The sequence below is a fragment of the Psychrobacillus sp. FSL H8-0484 genome (assembly GCF_038005325.1).
Taxonomy (GTDB): Bacteria; Bacillota; Bacilli; order Bacillales_A; family Planococcaceae; genus Psychrobacillus.
In genome coordinates, this window is record NZ_JBBOSZ010000001.1 from 3989750 (window position 1) to 4010122 (window position 20373).

The following is a 20373-nucleotide window of genomic DNA, read 5'->3' on the forward strand; positions in this document are numbered from 1 at the left end:
TCTTATCCTTTAAGCGGTTTTCTTACGCGCAATACTTCATATAAAAGTATGGACGCAGCTACAGACGCATTCAAGCTAGTTACATGCCCAACCATTGGCAAATGGTAAAGAAAGTCACATTTTTCTTTTAATAGACGACTCATACCTTTTCCTTCACTACCAATAATGAGAGCCAGTGGTAGTGTTGCATCCATATTTCGATAATCGGTAGATTTTGATGCATCTGTTCCAGCTATCCAAACACCACGATCTTTTAGCTCATCTACAGTTTGCGACAAGTTTCCTGCACGATATACAGGAATGTGTTCAATCGCCCCTGTTGATGCCTTTGCAACAACCGCGGTTAACCCAACTGCCCGTCTTTTTGGAATAATAATTCCGTGCGCTCCTACTGCATCCGCCGTTCGCATGATAGACCCAAGATTATGCGGATCTTCAATTTCATCTAAAATTATAAAAAGAGGGTCCTCTTGCTTACTAGCTGCTAAATTAAATAAATCATCTAGTTCTGCATAGCGATACGCAGCGACAGAAGCGACAATTCCTTGATGGTTTGCGTCCGTTAAGCCGTCCAATTTCTTTTTCGGTACAAATTGAACAATAATTCCTGCATCTTTTGCTAATTGAATTATTTCAGAAACACCACTTTTTTGAACGCCTTCCGCAATCCAAACTTTGTTCATATCTCTTCCTGAACGTAACGCCTCTACTACGGGATTTTTCCCCGCAATAATTTCTCCTGTTTGTTCTGTTTGCTCTGCCATCTACTTTTTCTCCTCTTTCTGTTCATCAATATACTGAATTGCAAACTGAAGTACTTCTTGCAAACGTTCTTTCTGCTCACTCAAGTATAAGCTTCCAATAACCGCCTCAAACGCTGTACTATAATGATATGTTTGGACATCTGTATTTTTCGGAACTGTACCAGACTTTGCATTTCGACCTCTTCTCAGCACGGCTTCCTCTTCTTCTGTTAAAAACTGCGTATTCAACATTTCACGTACAATTGTTGCTTGTGCTTTTGCAGATACATATTTTGTACCTTCTCTATGCAAAATATTCGGTTTAACTCGCCCAGATCGGATGAGATGCTCTCGAACGACTTGTTCGAATACAGCATCTCCCATATAGGCTAAAGCTAATGAATTTAATTGTTTTACGTCTGACAACTTAAAGTTTCCCACAAGTTTATCCTCTTTTCCATCGGATACCTTGCGCAGTATCTTCTAAAATAATGTTCATAGCTTTTAATTGATCTCTTATTTCATCAGCACGAGCAAAGTTACGATCCTTTCTCGCTTGATTACGTTCGTCTATAAGCGCATCAATTTCCTCATCCAATACTTCTTTTTCTTTCGCAAGAGATAGACCTAAAACAGCTGTTAGCTCATCAAAAATAGTGATGAATTGTTTCAACACTTGTTCAGATGTTTGCTTTTCAAGTAAATACGTATTTGCAAGCTTTGATAATTCAAAAACTGCCGCAATTCCGTTCGCTGTATTGAAGTCATCATCCATTGCTGTTTCAAATTGTACTTTAACCTCTTGGATTTTATGCAACCATACATCATGATGATCCCCTAAATCTGCCGTTGCATCCAAGCGGTGCAAGACATTTGCGTATGCAGTACGAATTCGCTCAAGTCCTGCCTCCGCTTGCTCTACTAAATCCTGAGAGTAGTTAATTGGATTACGGTAATGTACGCTAAGCATAAATAGACGCAATACTTGTGGGTCAATTTGCTTACGAATATCATTAACTAACACGAAATTACCAAGTGATTTGGACATTTTTTCATTATCTATATTAATATAACCATTGTGCATCCAATATCTCGCAAAGGTTTTGCCTGTTCTTGCTTCCGATTGTGCAATTTCATTTTCATGGTGTGGGAAAGTTAAATCCTGTCCACCTGCGTGGATATCAATCGTATCACCCAGTATTTCACGTGCCATAACAGAGCATTCTATATGCCAGCCCGGACGTCCTTGACCCCATGGACTTTCCCAGAAAATCTCTCCTGGTTTCGCCGCTTTCCAAAGAGCAAAATCTAATGCATCCTCTTTCTTAACACCAGTTTCAATACGAGCCCCCACTTTTAAATCATCTACCGATTGGTGCGATAATTTGCCATATCCATCAAACTTTCTTGTGCGATAATATACATCTCCTTGAGACTCATAGGCATATCCTTTTTCTTCTAACGCTTCGATAAATTCAATTATTTCATTCATGTGATCTGTTACACGTGGATGCGAATCAGCCTTACTGCATCCTAAGGCTTCCACATCAGCAAAATATGCTTCTATAAAACGAGCTGTTAGTTCAGATACGTCTTCCCCTAACTCATTTGCAGCCTTAATGATTTTGTCATCAACATCCGTGAAATTCGATACATACGTCACTTCATATCCTCGGTACTGCAGATATTTTCGTACAGTATCGTAGACAATTACAGGACGAGCATTCCCTATGTGAATGTAATTGTAGACTGTTGGTCCACACACATACATCTTTACCTTTCCTTCTTCCATTGGTATAAATGGTTCTTTTTCACGTTTTAATGTATTAAATATTTGAATTGTCATGACATTTGTCTCTCCTTTTCATTTGTTAAACGATCAACTTCCTGTTCAAGCTCTGCAATTTTAGCTTCCATCTCTTTACATCGATCGGCAAATGGATCTGGCAAATCTTGATGATCCAGATTTCTTTTTACTTTCACACCATCTTGAATTACTACTACGCCAGGTATGCCAACAACAGTAGAATTAAACGGTACATCTTTTAATACAACCGAACCTGCACCTACCTTGCTATTTTCCCCAATTGTAATGGATCCTAATACTTTCGCTCCTGTTGCAACAAGCACATTATTTCCAAGGGTTGGATGTCTTTTACCCTTCTCTTTCCCTGTCCCGCCTAGTGTGACGCCTTGGTAAATGGTACAGTCGTCTCCAATTTCACATGTTTCTCCAATGACTACACCTGAACCATGGTCGATAAAAAAACGTCGGCCAATTGTTGCTCCTGGGTGAATTTCGATGCCAGTAAAAAATCGGCTTATTTGCGAGATTGCACGTGCAAGGAAAAAGAACTTCTTCTTATAAAAAGCATGAGCAACTCGATGATTCCAAATTGCATGTAAGCCTGCGTAAGTTAAAATGACTTCGAGTTTACTAGTAGCTGCGGGATCTTGTTCAAAAACAACAGCTATATCTTCTTTCAAACGCGCAAACATGGCATTTCCCCCTTTTTTTTTGAACAAAAAAAGTCTCTGTCTATAAATATAGACAGAGACGCAAATAGGCGCGGTTCCACTCTGATTGGAAACATAGAAATATCTTTCCCACTTAGCATCTTTAACGCAGATGATACGTCCAGCCTACTATAAAGTTCGGCATGGCACTCTGAGGTGCATTTCAGTAACTCATTGGCTCAGACCACTTTCAGCCGGTGATGGTCCTCTCTAAAGAACATGCGTTACTTACTTCTCCTCGTCTTAGCTTTTCTATTATTTCCGTTCGGAATTTGTACCCTCATTTTCACACCTTACAAGCGGAAAGTCAATCTTATTGTTTTGCGTATTTAGCGACGCGAGCAATTACTTTTTCTTTACCGATTAAGCTGATAGCATCTGCTAATTCAGGACCATGTGTTTGACCAGTTGTAACCACACGAATTGGCATAAATAGATTTTTTCCTTTATGACCCGTTTCTTTTTGTACCGCTTTAATGGAAGATTTTATTTCTGTTGCTTCAAAAGTTACTAGACTTTCTAATTGTGCTTTAAAAGCTACCATAACTTCCGAAACCTGCTCCCCCGCCAACACTTCTGATGCTTCTTCATTATATGCAAGTTCATCGTTAAAGAATAAGGAAGATAATTCAACGATTTCTGCTCCAAAACTCATTTGATCATGATAAAGAGCAATCAGGTTTGTAGTCCAAGTTTGTTGTTCTTCCGATAATTCCATAGGTAGAAGTCCTTCTTTTTGTAAATGTGGCAGCGCAAGCTCTACTACTTTTTCTAGTGGAAGTTGCTTAATATATTGGTTATTCATCCATGTTAATTTTTGTTTATCAAACATAGATGGTGATTTGGATAGACGGTTAACATCAAAGATTTTGATGAACTCCTCTTTCGAGAAGATTTCCTCTTCCCCTTCAGGAGACCATCCTAAAAGTGCAAAGAAGTTAAACATTGCTTCTGGTAAATACCCAAGATCTTTATATTGCGTGACAAACTGAATAATCGACTCATCACGTTTGGAAAGCTTTTTACGACTTTCGTTAATAATTAGCGTCATATGACCATATTTCGGATATTCCCATCCAAATGCATCAAATACCATCAATTGTTTTGGTGTATTAGATAAATGTTCTTCTCCACGGAATACATGTGATATCTTCATAAAATAATCATCTAGTACTACTGCGTAGTTATACGTTGGAATCCCATTTGCTTTGACAAGAACCCAATCGCCAACATCTTTCGATTCAAACGTCACTGTACCACGAACTAAATCTTCAAATGTATATGTTACATTTTCTGGTACACGCATACGAATCGTATAAGCTGTTCCCGCAGCTTCTTTTGCTTGCACTTCTTCTGGAGATAAGTTTCTGCACTTACCATTGTACATTGGAGCAGCTACTCCGCTTTCTTTTTGAACTTCACGATCTGCTTCTAACTCTTCCGATGTACAGAAACATTTATAAGCATGTCCTTTTTCTAACATCTCTTCTGCATGTTTTGTATATATATCTAGACGCTCCATTTGACGGTAAGGTGCATAAGGTCCACCAATATCAACAGACTCATCATAGTCGATCCCTAACCATTGTAGGTTTTCAAGCTGCGATAATTCGCCACCTTCGATATTACGTTCAATATCTGTATCTTCAATACGAACGATAAATTTCCCGTTATGATGACGAGCATATAAATAGTTAAATAATGCTGTGCGTGCTCCTCCGATATGCAAATTACCTGTTGGACTTGGTGCGTAGCGTACGCGAACTTCTTGTGTCATTGTAAATCCTCCTAGTTTTCGTGCGTATCAAATACAATTTCAATATGAAGGAATTTCTCCCATGTATAATTAATTAAATCGTTATTACTTCCCACTAATGGAAGGCCACCATCCAATAATGTGGGATAAACTTTATTTATTTTACCACTGCTACTGTGTTTTTTAAAGTTAGTCTTTTTTCAAAAGAAGAATCGTTGCCATAGAAGCAATTCCTTCTTCACGACCAGTAAATCCTAGCTTTTCTGTTGTAGTTGCTTTTACATTCACTTGCGATACATCCGCTTGAAGTAGTTCGGCAACGCGCGTACGAATTGCTTCAATGTAAGGAGCCATTTTGGGCTTTTGTGCAATAATTGTACAATCTATGTTTCCTAATTTATATCCACGAGCATCTACTAGTTTCCAAATATGGTCCAGTAACTTCGCTGAATCTGCATCTTTAAAATCAGGATCTGTATCAGGAAAGTGTCTCCCTATATCCCCTTCTCCAATCGCCCCCAGAGCCGCGTCTGTAATTGTATGAAGTAACACATCTGCATCCGAATGCCCAATAAGTCCTCTTTCATAAGGAATCGTGATTCCCCCTATAATTAACGGTCGATTATCCGCAAATTCATGTACATCAAAACCTTGCCCAATTCGCATCATTTTATCGTTTCTCCTGTTCACGTTTATTTAATAGTATCTCTCCAAATAGAAGATCTTCCTTTGTTGTCATTTTCACATTATCATATGTACTTTCCACAATACGAACTTGCTCACCTAATCTTTCCACAAGCATCGCTTCATCGGTACCTAAGAAAAGTTCCTCTTCTGCTAGTCTTTCCGCTTTTTCTAGCAAATCATACTGAAATGCTTGGGGTGTTTGGATAATCCAAAGGCTTTCTCGATCGACTGTTTCTTGAATTATACCATCTTCCACTTTTTTCATCGTATCCTTCGCCCGCACTGCAGCTACCGCAGCTCCAAATTTCTCCGCCGTTTGCACAAGCTGATGAATTACTTCTTGTTTAATAAAGGGTCTTGCAGCATCATGCACAAGTACAATTCCTTTAGATAGAGAAGCTTTTAAGCATGCATACACACTATGCTGCCGTTCTGCTCCACCTTCTGTAATAGCAGCAACTTTAGTAATACGATACTCTATAAGCAAGTTTTCAATAAATACTTGTTCCTCTTTTTTCACTGCTAATACAATTTCGGCACATCTAGGATCTTGCTCAAATACGCGTAAAGTATGAATTAAAACAGGGATATCCTTTAATTGAATAAAGAGCTTGTTCTGTCCAGCCCCCATTCGTTTCCCGCTACCAGCAGCAGGTAATAACACTGTATATGTCACTTCGTTTCCCCCTACATCACATAGAAAAAGGGCGTATTCCTACATTACCTTAGGAAACAACCCTTCTTCCTTATTTCGATTCTTGTGGTTTTGCAAAAATCATACGCCCCGCAGAAGTTTGCAATACACTAGTCACTTCTACATTGATTGCTTGTCCCATATATGATTTACCGCCTTCTACAACAATCATCGTACCATCATCTAAGTAAGCAACACCTTGATTATATTCTTTCCCATCTTTAATAACCACGACATGCATTATTTCCCCGGGAATAACGACAGGCTTTACTGCATTCGCCAAGTCATTAATATTGAGAACACGTACTTTGTGCAAATCACATACTTTATTTAGATTAAAGTCGTTTGTAACTACAATCCCATTCATATTCTTAGCTAATCGTACAAGTTTTAAATCTACTTCTTGAATATCTTCAAAATCCTCTTCCACGATTAACACCGCTGAAGCTCGCTCTGTCTGTAATTTTTTTAATACATCTAAACCACGGCGTCCTCTTGTCCGTTTAAGTGTATCTGAGGAATCCGCAATATGCTGTAATTCTGTAAGTACAAACTGAGGGACTACCAATACACCTTCTATAAATCCTGTTTCCGAAATATCTGAAATACGGCCGTCAATAATTACACTTGTATCCAGTAATTTATAAGTGCCCATTGTTAAGCCTTTTTCATCTTCATCGATTGTTTTTTTCTTATTCGTTTGTTGTTTTGAAGGTGTAAATACATGAAGTAACTCGTCCCTTTTTTTAAATCCTACTTGGAAACCTAAATAACCAAGAATAATAGATAAAAGTACCGGGATAACAGAGCGTACAACAGGAATTTCAATACTATTTACCGCTGATCCAAGTAAAAATGCAACGATTAATCCAATGACAAGTCCGAGCGTTCCAAAAAGCAAGTCACCAATTGGCGCTTTTAAAAGACGCTCTTCCATCCATTTGATAAAATTCATCAAGTAATCTGTTAAAAATAATGCCGCAACATAAAGCAAAATTGCCCCAATTACAACTGATACATATGGATTGTTCATCCAAGGGATTTCAGATAAATTAATGAATTCGTATAAGGCCGGTAAGAATAATAATCCCAATGTACCACCTATTAAAACAAACGCAATTTGAATAATCCATTTCATCAAAATATTCCACCTCCGTCTAAAATTCATTATACTTCCAAATTCCATATTAAGTCTATTATGTTGATAGGGAGCCCCATCAGCTCCCTGTTAGGAAAAGGCCTCTTTCATTGCTTCATTTACTGATTCTATGCCCACGACTTGAATTCCTTTTGGATAATCCCAGCCGCCCATATTTGAAGCTGGAATAATTGCTCTTTTAAACCCTAATTTCGCTGCTTCTTGTACACGTTGTTCGATTCTCGATACTCTTCTCACTTCTCCAGTTAACCCTATTTCTCCAATAAAACAATCTGTAGGCGTTACTCCTGTATCTCGAAAACTAGAAACGATACTTACTAGGACGGCTAAATCGATGGCAGGTTCGTCTAATTTGACTCCACCAGCAACTTTTATATAAGCATCTTGCGTTTGAAGTAATAATCCCATACGTTTTTCCAACACTGCCATCAGTAAAGATACGCGATTTTGATCGATTCCGGTAGCCATCCGTTTAGGATAATTAAAACTAGATTGTGTCACGAGTGCTTGGATTTCCACTAAAATCGGCCTAGTCCCCTCCATAGAAGCAACGATAGCTGAACCAGCTGCCCCGTGTGACCGTTCCTGCAAAAATAATTCAGAAGGATTTAATACTTCCTTTAGTCCTTGCTGAACCATTTCAAATATAGCAATTTCATTTGTAGACCCAAATCTATTTTTTTGTGAACGTAAAATTCTATACGTATGGTGTCGCTCCCCTTCAAAATATAGAACAGTATCCACCATATGTTCTAATATACGAGGCCCAGCAATTTGCCCCTCTTTAGTTACGTGTCCCACTAAAAAGATTGCAATGTTCTTCGTTTTAGCAATACGCATTAGTTCAGCTGTACTTTCACGAACTTGAGAGACACTTCCTGGTGCACTCGTCACTTCTGGGTGATGTACTGTTTGGATTGAGTCAACAATGACAAATCGCGGCTCCACACTCTCAATTGTTTCATTAATTAATTCAAGATTTGTTTCTGCATAAATATAAAGCTCAGACGAAATAACACCTAAGCGCTCCGCACGAAGCTTCGTTTGTCTAATCGACTCTTCACCGGAAATGTATAAAACACGTTCCCCTTTGTTTGCAAGTAGCGCCGAAACCTGTAATAGTAAAGTCGACTTTCCTATACCCGGATCTCCACCTATTAGCACAAGTGACCCCGGTACAATTCCTCCACCGAGTACACGATTTAACTCAACAAGATCTGTTGCTACTCGCGGCGCATCTACTGATTCAATCGCCGTTATTGGCGTTGCTTTCTGAGCTACTCCTGTAGAATGCTGAAATGATCGTTTTGGTCCTTTTGACACGATCTCCGTCTCTTCTACCATCGTATTCCAATCACCGCACCCTGGACATCTTCCCATCCATTTAGCTGCCTCGTATCCACATGAATTACACATAAATTTCGTTTTCTTCTTCGCCATTTCATCCTCCTATGTATAAAAAGGGCATTCCGCATGTAAAGTTCGGAATGCCCGCTATATTAGTTTTCTGTCACTGCAGCTGTTGTACGAACAACGAATTCATCGTTTTCTACATCAAATACGACGTGCTGACCATTTAATACTTCACCTTTTAATAATTCTTCAGAAAGACGATCTTCTACATGTTTTTGCAATGCTCGACGTAACGGACGTGCACCATACACAGGATCGTATCCTTCCGTTGTAATTTTTTCTTGAGCCGCTTCTGTTAACTCCAAATCTATACCTTGTTCTTTCAGGCGTTTAGCTAACTGCTCAATCATAAGAGTAACGATTTCTTTTAAATGTTCTCTTTCTAGAGAATGGAACACAATCATCTCATCTAAACGGTTTAAGAATTCTGGGCGGAATGCTTTTTTCAATTCTTCTAGCATTTTACCTTTCATATCTTTGTAATCTGTTTTCCCACCCTCTTGTAGATTAAATCCAACATATTTATTGAATTTAAGCGCATCTGCTCCTACATTGGATGTCATGATGACAACTGTATTACGAAAATCGACTGTACGTCCTTTAGAATCTGTTAGGCGGCCATCCTCTAATACTTGAAGAAGAATATTAAACACATCTGGATGCGCTTTTTCAATTTCATCAAGCAGGATAACAGAGTAAGGTTTACGACGCACTTTTTCCGTTAATTGTCCACCATCCTCAAATCCAACGTATCCTGGAGGAGAGCCCACAAGACGTGAAGTTGAATGTTTTTCCATGTACTCAGACATGTCTACACGAATCATTGCATCTTCGTCACCAAACATAACTTCAGCTAATGCACGAGCAAGTTCCGTTTTACCAACACCAGTAGGTCCTAAGAAAATAAATGAACCAATTGGACGCTTAGGATCTTTTAGACCGGCACGTGCGCGACGAATTGCACGAGAAATCGCATCTACAGCCTCTTTTTGACCAATTACTCTTTCATGTAATTTGTCCTCTAACTTCAATAACTTCTCAGATTCTGTTTGAGCAAGTCTAGAGACCGGCACTCCAGTCCACATAGAAACAACAGAGGCAATATCTTCAACTGTTACTTCTGATTCTTCTTTTCCTTGTTTTTCTTTCCAGTTGTTTTTCATTTTTTCTAGCTCTTCTTTAAGCTTTTGCTCTTTGTCACGGAAAGATGCAGCTTTTTCAAATTCCTGACTTTGAACAGCGGCATTTTTCTCCGAACGAACCGCTTCTAATTTCGCTTCTAATTCTTTTAAATTGGGTGGCGTTGTGTAAGAGCGTAGTCGAACCTTTGATCCAGCTTCATCAATTAAATCGATCGCTTTATCTGGTAAGAAGCGATCCGAAATATAACGATTGGACATCTTAACAGCAGCTTCTACCGCTTCATCTGTAATTTTCACACGGTGATGTGCTTCGTAACGATCACGTAAGCCGTAAATAATTTGAATAGCTTCATCTACAGATGGTTCATCCACTTGAATTGGTTGGAATCGACGTTCAAGTGCAGCATCTTTTTCGATATATTTACGATACTCATCTAATGTTGTCGCACCGATACATTGAATTTCTCCACGTGCTAATGCAGGTTTTAAAATATTGGAAGCATCAATTGCTCCTTCTGCTCCTCCTGCTCCAATAAGTGTATGAAGTTCATCAATGAATAAAATAACATTTCCAGCTTGACGAATTTCATCCATTACTTTTTTCAAACGATCCTCAAATTCTCCACGATATTTCGTTCCAGCAACAACTGTCCCCATATCAAGTGTCATAACACGTTTATCACGCAAAATTTCTGGTACTTCGTTTTGTACAATTTGCTGTGCAAGTCCTTCCGCAATTGCGGTTTTACCAACACCAGGTTCTCCGATTAAAACAGGATTATTTTTTGTGCGACGTGCCAAAATTTCAATAACACGGGTAATCTCCTTGCTACGACCTATGACTGGATCAAGTGTACCTTCTCTTGCAATTTGTGTTAAATCACGTGCTAAACCATCTAAAGTCGGAGTGCTTGCAGGAGCAGCACTGTTGTTACCATTACCGTGAGATTGATCTGTGCTTCCAAGTAATTGAAGTACTTGCTGACGCGCTTTGTTTAAGCTAACACCTGCATTATTCAAAACTCTAGCAGCCACACCTTCACCTTCTCGGATTAGAGCTAGTAATAGATGCTCCGTACCAATGTAAGAATGCCCTAGTTTTCGAGACTCATCTACAGAGAGTTCAATTACCTTTTTCGCGCGAGGAGTGTAGTGAACGATTGGACCAACTTCTTCTGCTCCAGTTCCTACTAACTCCTCGATTCCTGTTTCAATCACTTTCGGATCTACTTCAATTGCTTCTAAAGCTTTCGCTGCAATACCGCTACCTTCTCGAATTAACCCTAGTAATATATGTTCTGTACCAATTGATTCGTGCTTTAAACGTATAGCTTCTTCTTGTGCTAGTTGTAATACTTTTTGAGATCTTTGTGTGAATCGATTAAACATCATGCAATACCCTCTCCTTTTGTTTTCGGTTTTTCTCCCTTTTGCAACCGTTCCCTTAACAACTTCGCTCGAAACATATCTCGTTCCGAAGTATTTAACGTCGTTCCAGCATACATTTGCAGAAACCCTGGTTGCATAAACACCATGCATTCGTTCAAAATGGTCACATCTACATCTTTAATGAGTCCCATGTCTATACCTAAACGAACATCCGACAAGCATCTAGCAGCCTCTTCGGTTGTCATTATACGAGCATATGACAACGTCCCTAAAGATCGATACAACCGATCCTCTAGTGTATTGGCTGAGTGCTTTAAGAGTGCATCTCGCGCTTCTCTTTCTTTTTGGATAATTTGTTCTGTAATACTTTGAAGATCGGCAAGTATATCTTCTTCTGTCTTACCAAGTGTCGTTTGATTAGACACTTGATATACATTTCCGAGCGCTTCACTACCTTCTCCATATATCCCTCTTACAACCATCCCTAATCTAGAAATGATTGTTACAATTCGGTTGATTTGCTTTGTCTTAGTTAATGCCGGTAAATGCATCATTACGGATGCACGTAAGCCAGTTCCGGTGTTTGTCGGACAACTCGTTAAATATCCGAATTGCTCATCAAAGGCATACGGCAATTCTTTTTCTAATAATCGATCTATTGTGTCAGCTTGTGCATATGCTTGTTGAATTTGAAGGCCAGGGAAAAGGCATTGAATACGAATATGATCTTCCTCATTTACCATTACACTTACAGATTCATCTTCGGATAATAAAACAGATCCAGTCATCGGCGAGTTAGCAAGTTTTGGACTAATTAAATGCTTTTCCACTAGCACTTGTCGATTTAGTTCCGACACATCTTTAATTTGTATAGAAGAAAAGTTCATCTGTAATTCTTCATCGGCATCCACCAGTGTAGCGGAAACGGATTGGTCAATTTTATGCGCTTCATCTTCTGTAAATGCAAGTGGAAATCGATACCCATTTAAGTTTCTAGCTAATCGAATTCTTGTACTCATGACTATATCTGAATGCTCTCCATTTCCAACCATCCAACTAGAAATAGAATTATCTAAAAAGCGTTCAATCGACATTCGTTTCGTCACCTCCCGTGACAAGCTGACTTTCCAGATCCCTTGCTTCATCTCTTAGTCTTGCAGCATCTTCAAATTGTTCGGTTTCAACAGCCTCTTTCATTTGAGAACGAATGGCTTCAATACGTTTTTTCAATGCTATCTTTTCACCAATTGCACCCGGCGCTTTCCCAATATGGGTTGTATTTCCATTATGCAAACGTTTAAATACATTCGGTAGTTGTTGTCGAAAACTATCGTAACAAGAAGCACAGCCGAATTTCCCTTCATCTAGAAAACGTTGTATGGACCAACCACATTCTTCACACTCTAATGGAGGCTTTTTTTGCCTTTGCTGCATTGGCTGCTGATCTGCATGGTTAAACCAATTGGATAGTAGTTGATGAAGAGATAATGGATCTTGTTTATACTCTACATAAAACGGGTGGAGACTATTTGCACAGACCTCACAATAATGTCGTTCAAAGTGTTCACCGTTATGCACTTGTGTAACCGTCACTTTTGCCGGTCTCTGCTTACAATTTTCACAAATCACTTTTCAACACACCCCGCTCATTTTTAACTTTTTTGATATTTTAATGTTAATAACATGGCACATAATATACGCGCACGTATTTCATCCCTTGCTGGTAGTGGAATAGCAAGTGTTGTTCGATTAAGCGCCGCTAAAATGAGCTTCGCTTCTCTTGTTGTAATCACTTCTTCCTCCAGCAGTCGGAACACAATGTCTTCCGTAACTGATTCAGCTGCACCATTTTCTAGTCTTTGTATTATATGCTCAATCAATTCTGCTTTCGTATGCGCCCGAACGCGGAGGATTCGAATATATCCACCACCACCACGTTTACTTTCCACTAAGTAACCGCGATCTTGGGTAAACCGTGTGTTAATAACATAGTTTATTTGAGATGGAACACATTGAAATTTTTCAGCAATTTCACTTCTTTTAATTTCAATTTGCCCCTTACTCTCTTCTTCGATAATCGACTTCAAATAACCTTCAATAATGTCAGATATATTTTTCATCTTCTCACCTCTTTAGCAAACTGACTTTGACTAACTTTGACTATATTATATCGAGAAAATAATCCATGTGCAATTGATATGATTTTCTTAGGAAGGCACATAAAAACTACTAACCAGAACAGTTAGTAGTTTAAGGGTGTATCAATATTCCAACTTATATTCCAAAAACTTTTTCATTTGTATATTAATACATTTATTTTTTCTTCCTGTGTATTTTCGTTAGTTGTTTCCACTTATTCACTTCCGCTTTTTTGGCAACTAGATCATTTTTTCGTTCAATATGTGCAAGCTCTCTCATCAACTTCACATAACTTTTATAACGCTCTTGTTTCAATGCACCTGTATAAATAGCTTCTTGAATTGCGCATCCCGGCTCTTTTTCATGTTTGCAATCTCGGAAGCGACATCCATCCGCAAGTTCTTCAATATCTTGGAAGCTAGCGCTAATCCCATCACTTGTATCCCAAAGTTGGAATTCTCTCATTCCCGGGGTATCAATTAATAAACCACCCTCCGGCAATAAAGTAAGTTCTCTATGCGTCGTGGTATGACGTCCTTTGCTATCATCTTCTCGAATATTGTTTACTACCATTACTTCTTCACCAGACAAAGCATTAATTAAAGAGGACTTGCCAACTCCAGAAGATCCTAGAAGAGCACCTGTTTTACTGCCAGATAAAAGATTTGCAAGGCGATCGATTCCTTCACCTGTTACACTACTCACTGCAAATACATCTACACCAAAAGCGATTGATTCTACTTCATTTATATAAAATGCCAAATCATCACATGCGTCTTTTTTCGTCAAAACAACAACTGGTGTTGCACCCGAATCCCATGCGGCCAATAAATATCGCTCTAATCTACGTACATTAAAGTCGTGATTAAGAGACATAACAAGAAATACATAATCAACATTAACTGCGATTAACTGAATTTCCGTTGTTAAGCCAGCAGCTTTTCTGGAAAACTGTGAACTACGTGGAAGCACGTCTTGAATAATTCCTTTTTCTTCTCCCGGCATTTGTTCAAGGACAACCCAATCTCCAACTGCCGGAAATGCTTCGCGGCCATGGTCAAACTTGAATTTCCCTGATAGAGAGCATAACCATTCCCCTTCGTTAGTCATGACACGATACAAATTTTTATGCTCAAGTAAAACGCGACCTGCGATCCCTTTACTCAACATTTTTTCTTCCCATTTATTATTCCAACCATATTGTTCGATTAAATTCAATTTAACTTCCTCCTAATTTCCATATAAAAAAACCATGACTGCACGAATCAGCAATCATGGTTTCCCGGTCATTAGTAAAGAAGCATCTCAAAAAGTATAGCGAAATACATTTGATTGTCTAATACAAGCAAATGAAAAGCATATTCGTTCTACAATTAGAGACATACGGAGTGGGACATCATGAACTTACTGATTCGTTGATTAGTATTTACAATAGCCATAATGCCTCACTCCTTTCCTTAAGTTATTTTCAGAATACTACAAGTATTAGCGATATGTCAATAACATTTTTACGCAGTCACGTCTCGTTTCATAAATGACCAGTAACTAATAACTAAAAATACTAGCATGTAGACAGAAACCACTGCGATTGAAAACGACATCGTCATCCCATCAATCAACGGTTGCCCATTCCCTATATATTGCGTTAAATTAGTGTTAGCAAATAATATATACTTAGCAAATTCGAATTTGAATGCTAGCATAAACGTAAAATTTACCCCTGCGAACATAAGAAATATAGAAATTCCTATTGCAAGTGAACTAGAACGAAATACAGATCCAACCATAAAAGCCAACATCCCAATAACTAACACGTTCACTAGAGAAAGTCCCATTAGAAGTAGTAGTCTTCCCCAAAATGAAACCTCTACCACTTTTCCGTTCACCACTTCTAAACTTGTTCCAGGTGACGAATCAAAGAAAATATATGCAGCAATTATTCCTACCAATAAACTAATTGAAGCCATGACAACGGCATATAATCCGACCGTCAACAGCTTCGAAGTCAAAATCTTCCCCCTACTCACAGGTCGTGTTAATAACATTTTAATAGTCCCTTGAGAAAACTCTGAAGCAACGATTCCTCCTGCAACAACAACTGTGAATAATGTAATTACGGAAAGCATACCAGGAATTTCATTGATAAATCCTTTAACACTCTCTGAGGTAATTGGAGCAATATCCTTCTCTAAACGATGCTTTTCAACTGCTATAGAATCTTTTAAATCCTGCGACTCCTCTTTAGACAAATTCGGATCGGTTAATTGTGATTCTAATAGCTTAACTTGCTCTTGAGAAGCTATTTTCCAATCATCTGAAGGGCTCCCATCTATAGGGCTCTTAATCCATTTAAACAAACCAGCTGATCCAATCATTAATAGGACTATTAACACCACCATTACCCAAGTTGCTTTTTTACTCCATAATTTCATCCATTCATTTCTTATGAGATTCAGCAATTTGCCCACCTCCTGTTAATTCTAAGAATTGATCTTCCAACGATTTTCGGTGCGGATTAATTTGGAATAATTGTAAATTATTCGCTACCATTTCACCGACTAAAACAGGAACATCTTCCGATGAAAGCTGTACGACAAAACCATTCCCCAAAACCTCTGTAGATATGTTTTTGGAAGACAAGAACGCCTCTACTTTCTCTTTTGGAGATACTTCCATGTAGTAATGTGATTCTTCCTCTTCTTTTACTTCTCTAATAGATATAAGTTTTCCATTTTGAATAACTGCGATTCTATCACACATTAACTCAATTTCTGCTAATAAATGGCTAGATACAAAAATAGATACGCCTTCTTCTTCCGCAATTTTGCGTAAGTACATACGGAACTCTCTAATACCTGCTGGGTCTAGTCCATTCGTTGGCTCATCTAGTATTAAGAATTTTGGACGATTTAAAAGTGCTTGTGCAAGACCCAAACGTTGGCGCATTCCAAGTGAATACGTGCATACTTTTTCGTGAATTCGATTTTGCATACCTACTTGCGCAATGACCTCATCAATTCGCGCTTTTGTTACATCTTTATTCATCCTCGCAAAATGCAACAAGTTTTTGTAACCACTCATAAACTTATACATTTCTGGATTCTCTACGATCACCCCTACTTTACTGATTGCTTCTTCAAAATGAGTAGAGATTGCCTGTCCATCCACAAATACTTCTCCGGAAGTTGGCTTCATAAGACCTGTCATCATTCGGATCGTCGTTGTTTTCCCTGCTCCATTTGGCCCTAGAAATCCTGTTATCTGACCCGCATATAAATCTAAACTAAGGTCGTCAATAAGTTTCTTTTTGCCTATTACTTTTGTTAAATTTTGAAGCTTAACGATTGGCTTCTTTTCCATTTACATCACCTTCCCTAAATAAATGTGTCGTCCACATTGCTATTTCGTATTCTGCCTTTCCTAATGCGACCTATAAGTTATACGTTTATTGTTGAGAAAAGTTCTATTTTTTTCAATTATTTTTCATAAATTCCATTATGTGATTTTTATTCCTATGATAAAGTGCAGGTAGGAGGGGATATAAATGGAATTCAACGCTACACTTGCGAAGCAGTATGACAGTGGAATTAGAAGAGCTCTACCTACTTATGATTCAATGATTCGGTTAATCCAAACATTTTTACGAGCAAATTCGCCAGAGGATGCACATATTTTGGTTATTGGAGCAGGTGGGGGCAATGAAGTGACTAACTTCGGCTTGAACAATCCCAACTGGACGTTTATAGGGGTAGATCCGTCTGAAATGATGCTAGCGGTAGCAAAAGAGAAATGTAAGGATATGGGATTAAGCGAACGCGTCGTTTTACTACAAGGTACTGTGGAAAATGTCGTAACTGTAACTAAGTTTGATGCAGCTACATGTATTTTAGTTTTGCATTTTATCCATTCATATGAAGAAAAGTTAAAGACACTACAAGAAATTCATACCCGCTTAAAACCTGATGCACCGTTTGTTATGGTAAGTAAATACGGCGATCCTAACAGTGATGAATTTCAAGAACGATTAATACTTTGGAAAAGTTACTGGCTAGACACGACGAAACTATCTGTAGAAGAGGTTGATGAAATGGAGAAGGAAATCCTTTCCCTTTCTTATTTACCTGAAGATGTGGTTGAACAATTACTTCAACAAGCAGGTTTTACACGCATTGCAAAGTTTTTCTCTACTACGCTTTTCGGTGGTTGGATTTGTTATAAAGCTTAGAAGTAAGAAAAGAAGCATGTGCTGCCCTTTAAGTACACCTTGTCTTTCGCCAATTCCAGCGTGCTTTGGACGAAACATTGGCTATACTATTACCGCGGGATTTTTAGAGGAGCTTGATGTGACTACGTCACATCAAGCTCCTCCTTTTTCGGTAATCTTATGGCGAATGTTTGTCCGTCCCCCTCTTGGATTGTGAAATGGCATGGTGCATCATTTGGTTTGGATAATGAAAGAAGAAATACTTTCTTACTTTTTTTAAGATGTCCGAAGATACAATTTCGGACGCTCTCCCCTTCTTTATTAAACGATACTACCTATTTTTCTCTATTTCCACTTTCTTGATAAGCAAAAGGAAGTACACCAGTTCATTGATTGGAGCGGAAGGCGGCGACTCCTAGGGGATTAGCAAGCAAATCAAGACCCTGTACTGAGCGCAGCGAAATTAATTTTTGCGACGAGCTTGCGCAGGAGCAAGGGAAGCGGCTTGATGCTTGCCCCCTGGAAAGCGTCCGCCTGTAGCGAGAATCAACCTGTTCATTTAATAAAAATCTATCTACTTCCTTATTCTTTAAATAAAAGAGTTTTGCTTCTGCACAACGGCTTTTCCAGTTAATTATATAAATGACACGCAACAAAATGTCCAGTTGCTTGTTCCTTCCATACCGGCTTTTTATCTGTACAAATATCCATTGCATGTGCACAACGTGTTCGAAATACACAACCAGAAGGAGGATTTATCGGACTAGGCAACTCACCTTGCAATAGTATTCGTTCCCGTGATTCCTCTATATCGGGATCTGGAATAGGAATTGCTGATAATAATGCCTGTGTATACGGATGCAAAGGATTATCATATAACTGATTGCTCGTAGTTAGCTCCACCATATGTCCCAAATACATTACTCCGATGCGATCGGAAATATATTTCACCATGGATAAATCATGGGCGATAAACAAATACGTTAGCCCTTTTTCTTTTTGTAATCGCTGTAGCAATTTTACTACTTGTGCTTGAACGGAAACATCTAGTGCTGAGATTGGTTCGTCTGCAATAATAAACTCAGGGTCTAGAGCTAGTGCTCGAGCAATTCCGATACGCTGTCTTTGACCACCTGAAAATTCATGTGGATAACGATTGGCATGATCTCGATTGAGCCCCACATCTTCTAACAACTCGTACACTCTCGTTTTTACTTCTTCTTTAGACTTATACAGTTTATGCACTTCCATTGGTTCCGCAATAATTTCAAGCACAGTGGACCGCGGATTTAATGATGCATATGGGTCCTGGAAAATCATTTGCATCTTTTTCAAATACTCTTTTCGCTCTTTCTCGCTCATTTCATGTACATTTTTTTCTTCAAACAGAACATTACCTTCTGTTTTATTGTACAATCCTAAAATCGTTCGTCCAGCAGTAGATTTTCCACAACCGGACTCTCCAACAAGACCAAACGTTTCCCCTTTTACGATATCAAAACTAATCCCATCTACGGCTTTTAATGTTTTTCCGTGTCCAAGATCAAAATGGCGTTTTAAATCTTGTACGGACAAAAGAACTTGTTCCGTCATGTAAATCCCCCCTAAACGGCATATCTTCTTACTGCGCAGATTTCCTTTTCCAGCTTAGATCCTTCTAACACTAAAATTTCAACTGTTTTCCCTGTAGAGGGGGAGTGCAATAATTGCCCGTTTCCATAATAAACCCCCACATGACGCACCGGTCCAGTACCCTCATCATTTGCAAAAAACAGTAAATCCCCTTTTTTCCAAGAGGATGGATCGCCAATAGAAACTTCTTCACCACTCCGAGCTTGATCACTTGCATCGCGCGGAATTAAGTATCCACAAGCCTTCAGCATATTGTATGAAAATCCAGAGCAATCGTATCCGTACGGAGACATTCCCCCCCACAAATACGGCAAATCTAAGTAAAGCTCCCCTAAAGCTACTACCTCTTCTGCAAGGAGTTTGGGATACTGCTCCGTGGATACTGCAAAGTCAGCATCTTTCTTTAGCAACAAAGCTTCTCCATGAGGTGTTTGGACTTTAAAATACGGTGCCTCTTCTGAAATAACTGGAAGCGTCGTATTAAAAGGGACAATTAACAGAGGCTTCTCTTTCATGTCCCATAGTTGTGCTTTTATAGAAGATACTCGTACAACCCCAATAGAGTTCAACTGCTCCGACTTTTTTAATTGTGCTAAAGGGACCCACCCAGGATAGCCTCGACTATCTTTTTTAGAAGGTTGCCACATAGCAATGATTTTTGCCCATTCTCCTTCTATCTCTTCTACTAGCACTGGCTCTCCGTAAAGGAGTTGCGTTTGTACACGATTTTCATTGCATAGTGCAAGTCGTTCATTGTACGTCAATGCTTCAAGCCATTCTGCCATCAGTACTGGGTTTGCAACTCCTGGTGCATCCAACTCTCTCATAGAAGTCGGTTCTGTCCAAACAGTTGCAACTTTTACCGAACACACCCATTCATTCGCTTTTGTTGTCATCT

19 protein-coding genes and 1 other annotated feature are annotated in these 20373 nt (G+C 38.9%); of the genes, 1 reads left to right on the forward strand and 18 read right to left on the reverse strand.

All coding sequences use genetic code 11. The annotated features are described in order from the left end of the window. Positions 1-2 precede the first annotated feature (2 nt). The 16 genes from rlmB to MHH81_RS19790 form a co-directional block, all read right to left on the reverse strand. On the reverse strand, positions 3-764 hold the full coding sequence (gene rlmB, locus MHH81_RS19715; protein WP_340924687.1) for a 23S rRNA (guanosine(2251)-2'-O)-methyltransferase RlmB: 762 nt from the start codon (positions 762-764) through the stop codon (positions 3-5). After that, entirely contained in the window at positions 765-1184 is a 420-nt protein-coding gene (locus tag MHH81_RS19720) for a Mini-ribonuclease 3 (protein ID WP_445678114.1), read from the reverse strand. It abuts the gene before it with no gap. 4 nt (positions 1185-1188) lie between these two features. Continuing rightward, entirely contained in the window at positions 1189-2589 is a 1401-nt protein-coding gene (cysS, locus tag MHH81_RS19725) for a cysteine--tRNA ligase (RefSeq protein WP_340924688.1), read from the reverse strand. Beyond that, on the reverse strand, positions 2586-3242 hold the full coding sequence (gene cysE, locus MHH81_RS19730) for a serine O-acetyltransferase (RefSeq protein ID WP_340924689.1): 657 nt from the start codon (positions 3240-3242) through the stop codon (positions 2586-2588). Before cysE ends, cysS begins: the two co-directional genes overlap by 4 nt. Positions 3243-3293: 51 nt before the next feature. After that, positions 3294-3514: a binding site (T-box leader), on the reverse strand. Positions 3515-3573: 59 nt separating this feature from the next. Continuing rightward, positions 3574-5037 (reverse strand): glutamate--tRNA ligase, encoded by a 1464-nt coding sequence (gene gltX / locus MHH81_RS19735; protein WP_340924690.1) that lies wholly within the window; start codon positions 5035-5037, stop codon positions 3574-3576. A gap of 168 nt (positions 5038-5205) precedes the next feature. Next, positions 5206-5685 carry a 2-C-methyl-D-erythritol 2,4-cyclodiphosphate synthase gene (ispF, locus tag MHH81_RS19740; RefSeq protein WP_340924691.1) on the reverse strand — a complete coding sequence of 160 codons (480 nt, stop codon included), beginning with the start codon at positions 5683-5685 and terminating at the stop codon, positions 5206-5208. A gap of 1 nt (position 5686) precedes the next feature. Then, positions 5687-6379: a 2-C-methyl-D-erythritol 4-phosphate cytidylyltransferase gene (gene ispD / locus MHH81_RS19745; protein ID WP_340924692.1), complete on the reverse strand. Its 693-nt coding sequence runs from the start codon at positions 6377-6379 to the stop codon at positions 5687-5689. 70 nt (positions 6380-6449) lie between these two features. Next, on the reverse strand, positions 6450-7538 hold the full coding sequence (locus tag MHH81_RS19750) for a PIN/TRAM domain-containing protein (protein ID WP_340924694.1): 1089 nt from the start codon (positions 7536-7538) through the stop codon (positions 6450-6452). Positions 7539-7625: 87 nt separating this feature from the next. Further along, entirely contained in the window at positions 7626-8996 is a 1371-nt protein-coding gene (radA, locus tag MHH81_RS19755) for a DNA repair protein RadA (RefSeq protein WP_340924697.1), read from the reverse strand. Between the two features lie 59 nt (positions 8997-9055). After that, positions 9056-11503 (reverse strand): ATP-dependent Clp protease ATP-binding subunit, encoded by a 2448-nt coding sequence (locus tag MHH81_RS19760; protein WP_340924699.1) that lies wholly within the window; start codon positions 11501-11503, stop codon positions 9056-9058. After that, positions 11500-12594, reverse strand: coding sequence for a protein arginine kinase (locus MHH81_RS19765; protein WP_340924701.1), 1095 nt, complete (start codon positions 12592-12594; stop codon positions 11500-11502). The genes MHH81_RS19760 and MHH81_RS19765 overlap by 4 nt, the downstream gene beginning before the upstream one ends. Next, positions 12584-13129, reverse strand: coding sequence for a UvrB/UvrC motif-containing protein (locus tag MHH81_RS19770; protein WP_340924704.1), 546 nt, complete (start codon positions 13127-13129; stop codon positions 12584-12586). The genes MHH81_RS19765 and MHH81_RS19770 overlap by 11 nt, the downstream gene beginning before the upstream one ends. A gap of 23 nt (positions 13130-13152) precedes the next feature. Then, entirely contained in the window at positions 13153-13620 is a 468-nt protein-coding gene (locus MHH81_RS19775) for a CtsR family transcriptional regulator (RefSeq protein ID WP_340924707.1), read from the reverse strand. A 193-nt stretch (positions 13621-13813) separates the two neighbouring features. Next, positions 13814-14857 carry a ribosome small subunit-dependent GTPase A gene (gene rsgA / locus MHH81_RS19780; RefSeq protein WP_340924710.1) on the reverse strand — a complete coding sequence of 348 codons (1044 nt, stop codon included), beginning with the start codon at positions 14855-14857 and terminating at the stop codon, positions 13814-13816. A gap of 290 nt (positions 14858-15147) precedes the next feature. Continuing rightward, complete coding sequence (locus MHH81_RS19785) at positions 15148-16098, reverse strand: ABC transporter permease (RefSeq protein WP_340924712.1); 951 nt, start codon at positions 16096-16098, stop codon at positions 15148-15150. Further along, positions 16076-16999: an ABC transporter ATP-binding protein gene (locus tag MHH81_RS19790; RefSeq protein ID WP_340924716.1), complete on the reverse strand. Its 924-nt coding sequence runs from the start codon at positions 16997-16999 to the stop codon at positions 16076-16078. The genes MHH81_RS19785 and MHH81_RS19790 overlap by 23 nt, the downstream gene beginning before the upstream one ends. A 184-nt stretch (positions 17000-17183) precedes the next feature. On the opposite strand from MHH81_RS19790, the gene MHH81_RS19795 reads away from it, so the two are divergent. Then, positions 17184-17864, forward strand: a complete 681-nt coding sequence (locus MHH81_RS19795) for a class I SAM-dependent methyltransferase (protein ID WP_340924719.1) — start codon at positions 17184-17186, stop codon at positions 17862-17864. A gap of 609 nt (positions 17865-18473) precedes the next feature. On the opposite strand, the gene MHH81_RS19800 is transcribed toward MHH81_RS19795, so the two are convergent. Together MHH81_RS19800 and MHH81_RS19805 are read right to left on the reverse strand one after the other, a co-directional pair. Then, on the reverse strand, positions 18474-19436 hold the full coding sequence (locus tag MHH81_RS19800; protein ID WP_340924722.1) for an ABC transporter ATP-binding protein: 963 nt from the start codon (positions 19434-19436) through the stop codon (positions 18474-18476). 11 nt (positions 19437-19447) lie between these two features. Continuing rightward, entirely contained in the window at positions 19448-20371 is a 924-nt protein-coding gene (locus tag MHH81_RS19805; RefSeq protein WP_340924725.1) for a C40 family peptidase, read from the reverse strand. Positions 20372-20373: the final 2 nt, after the last annotated feature.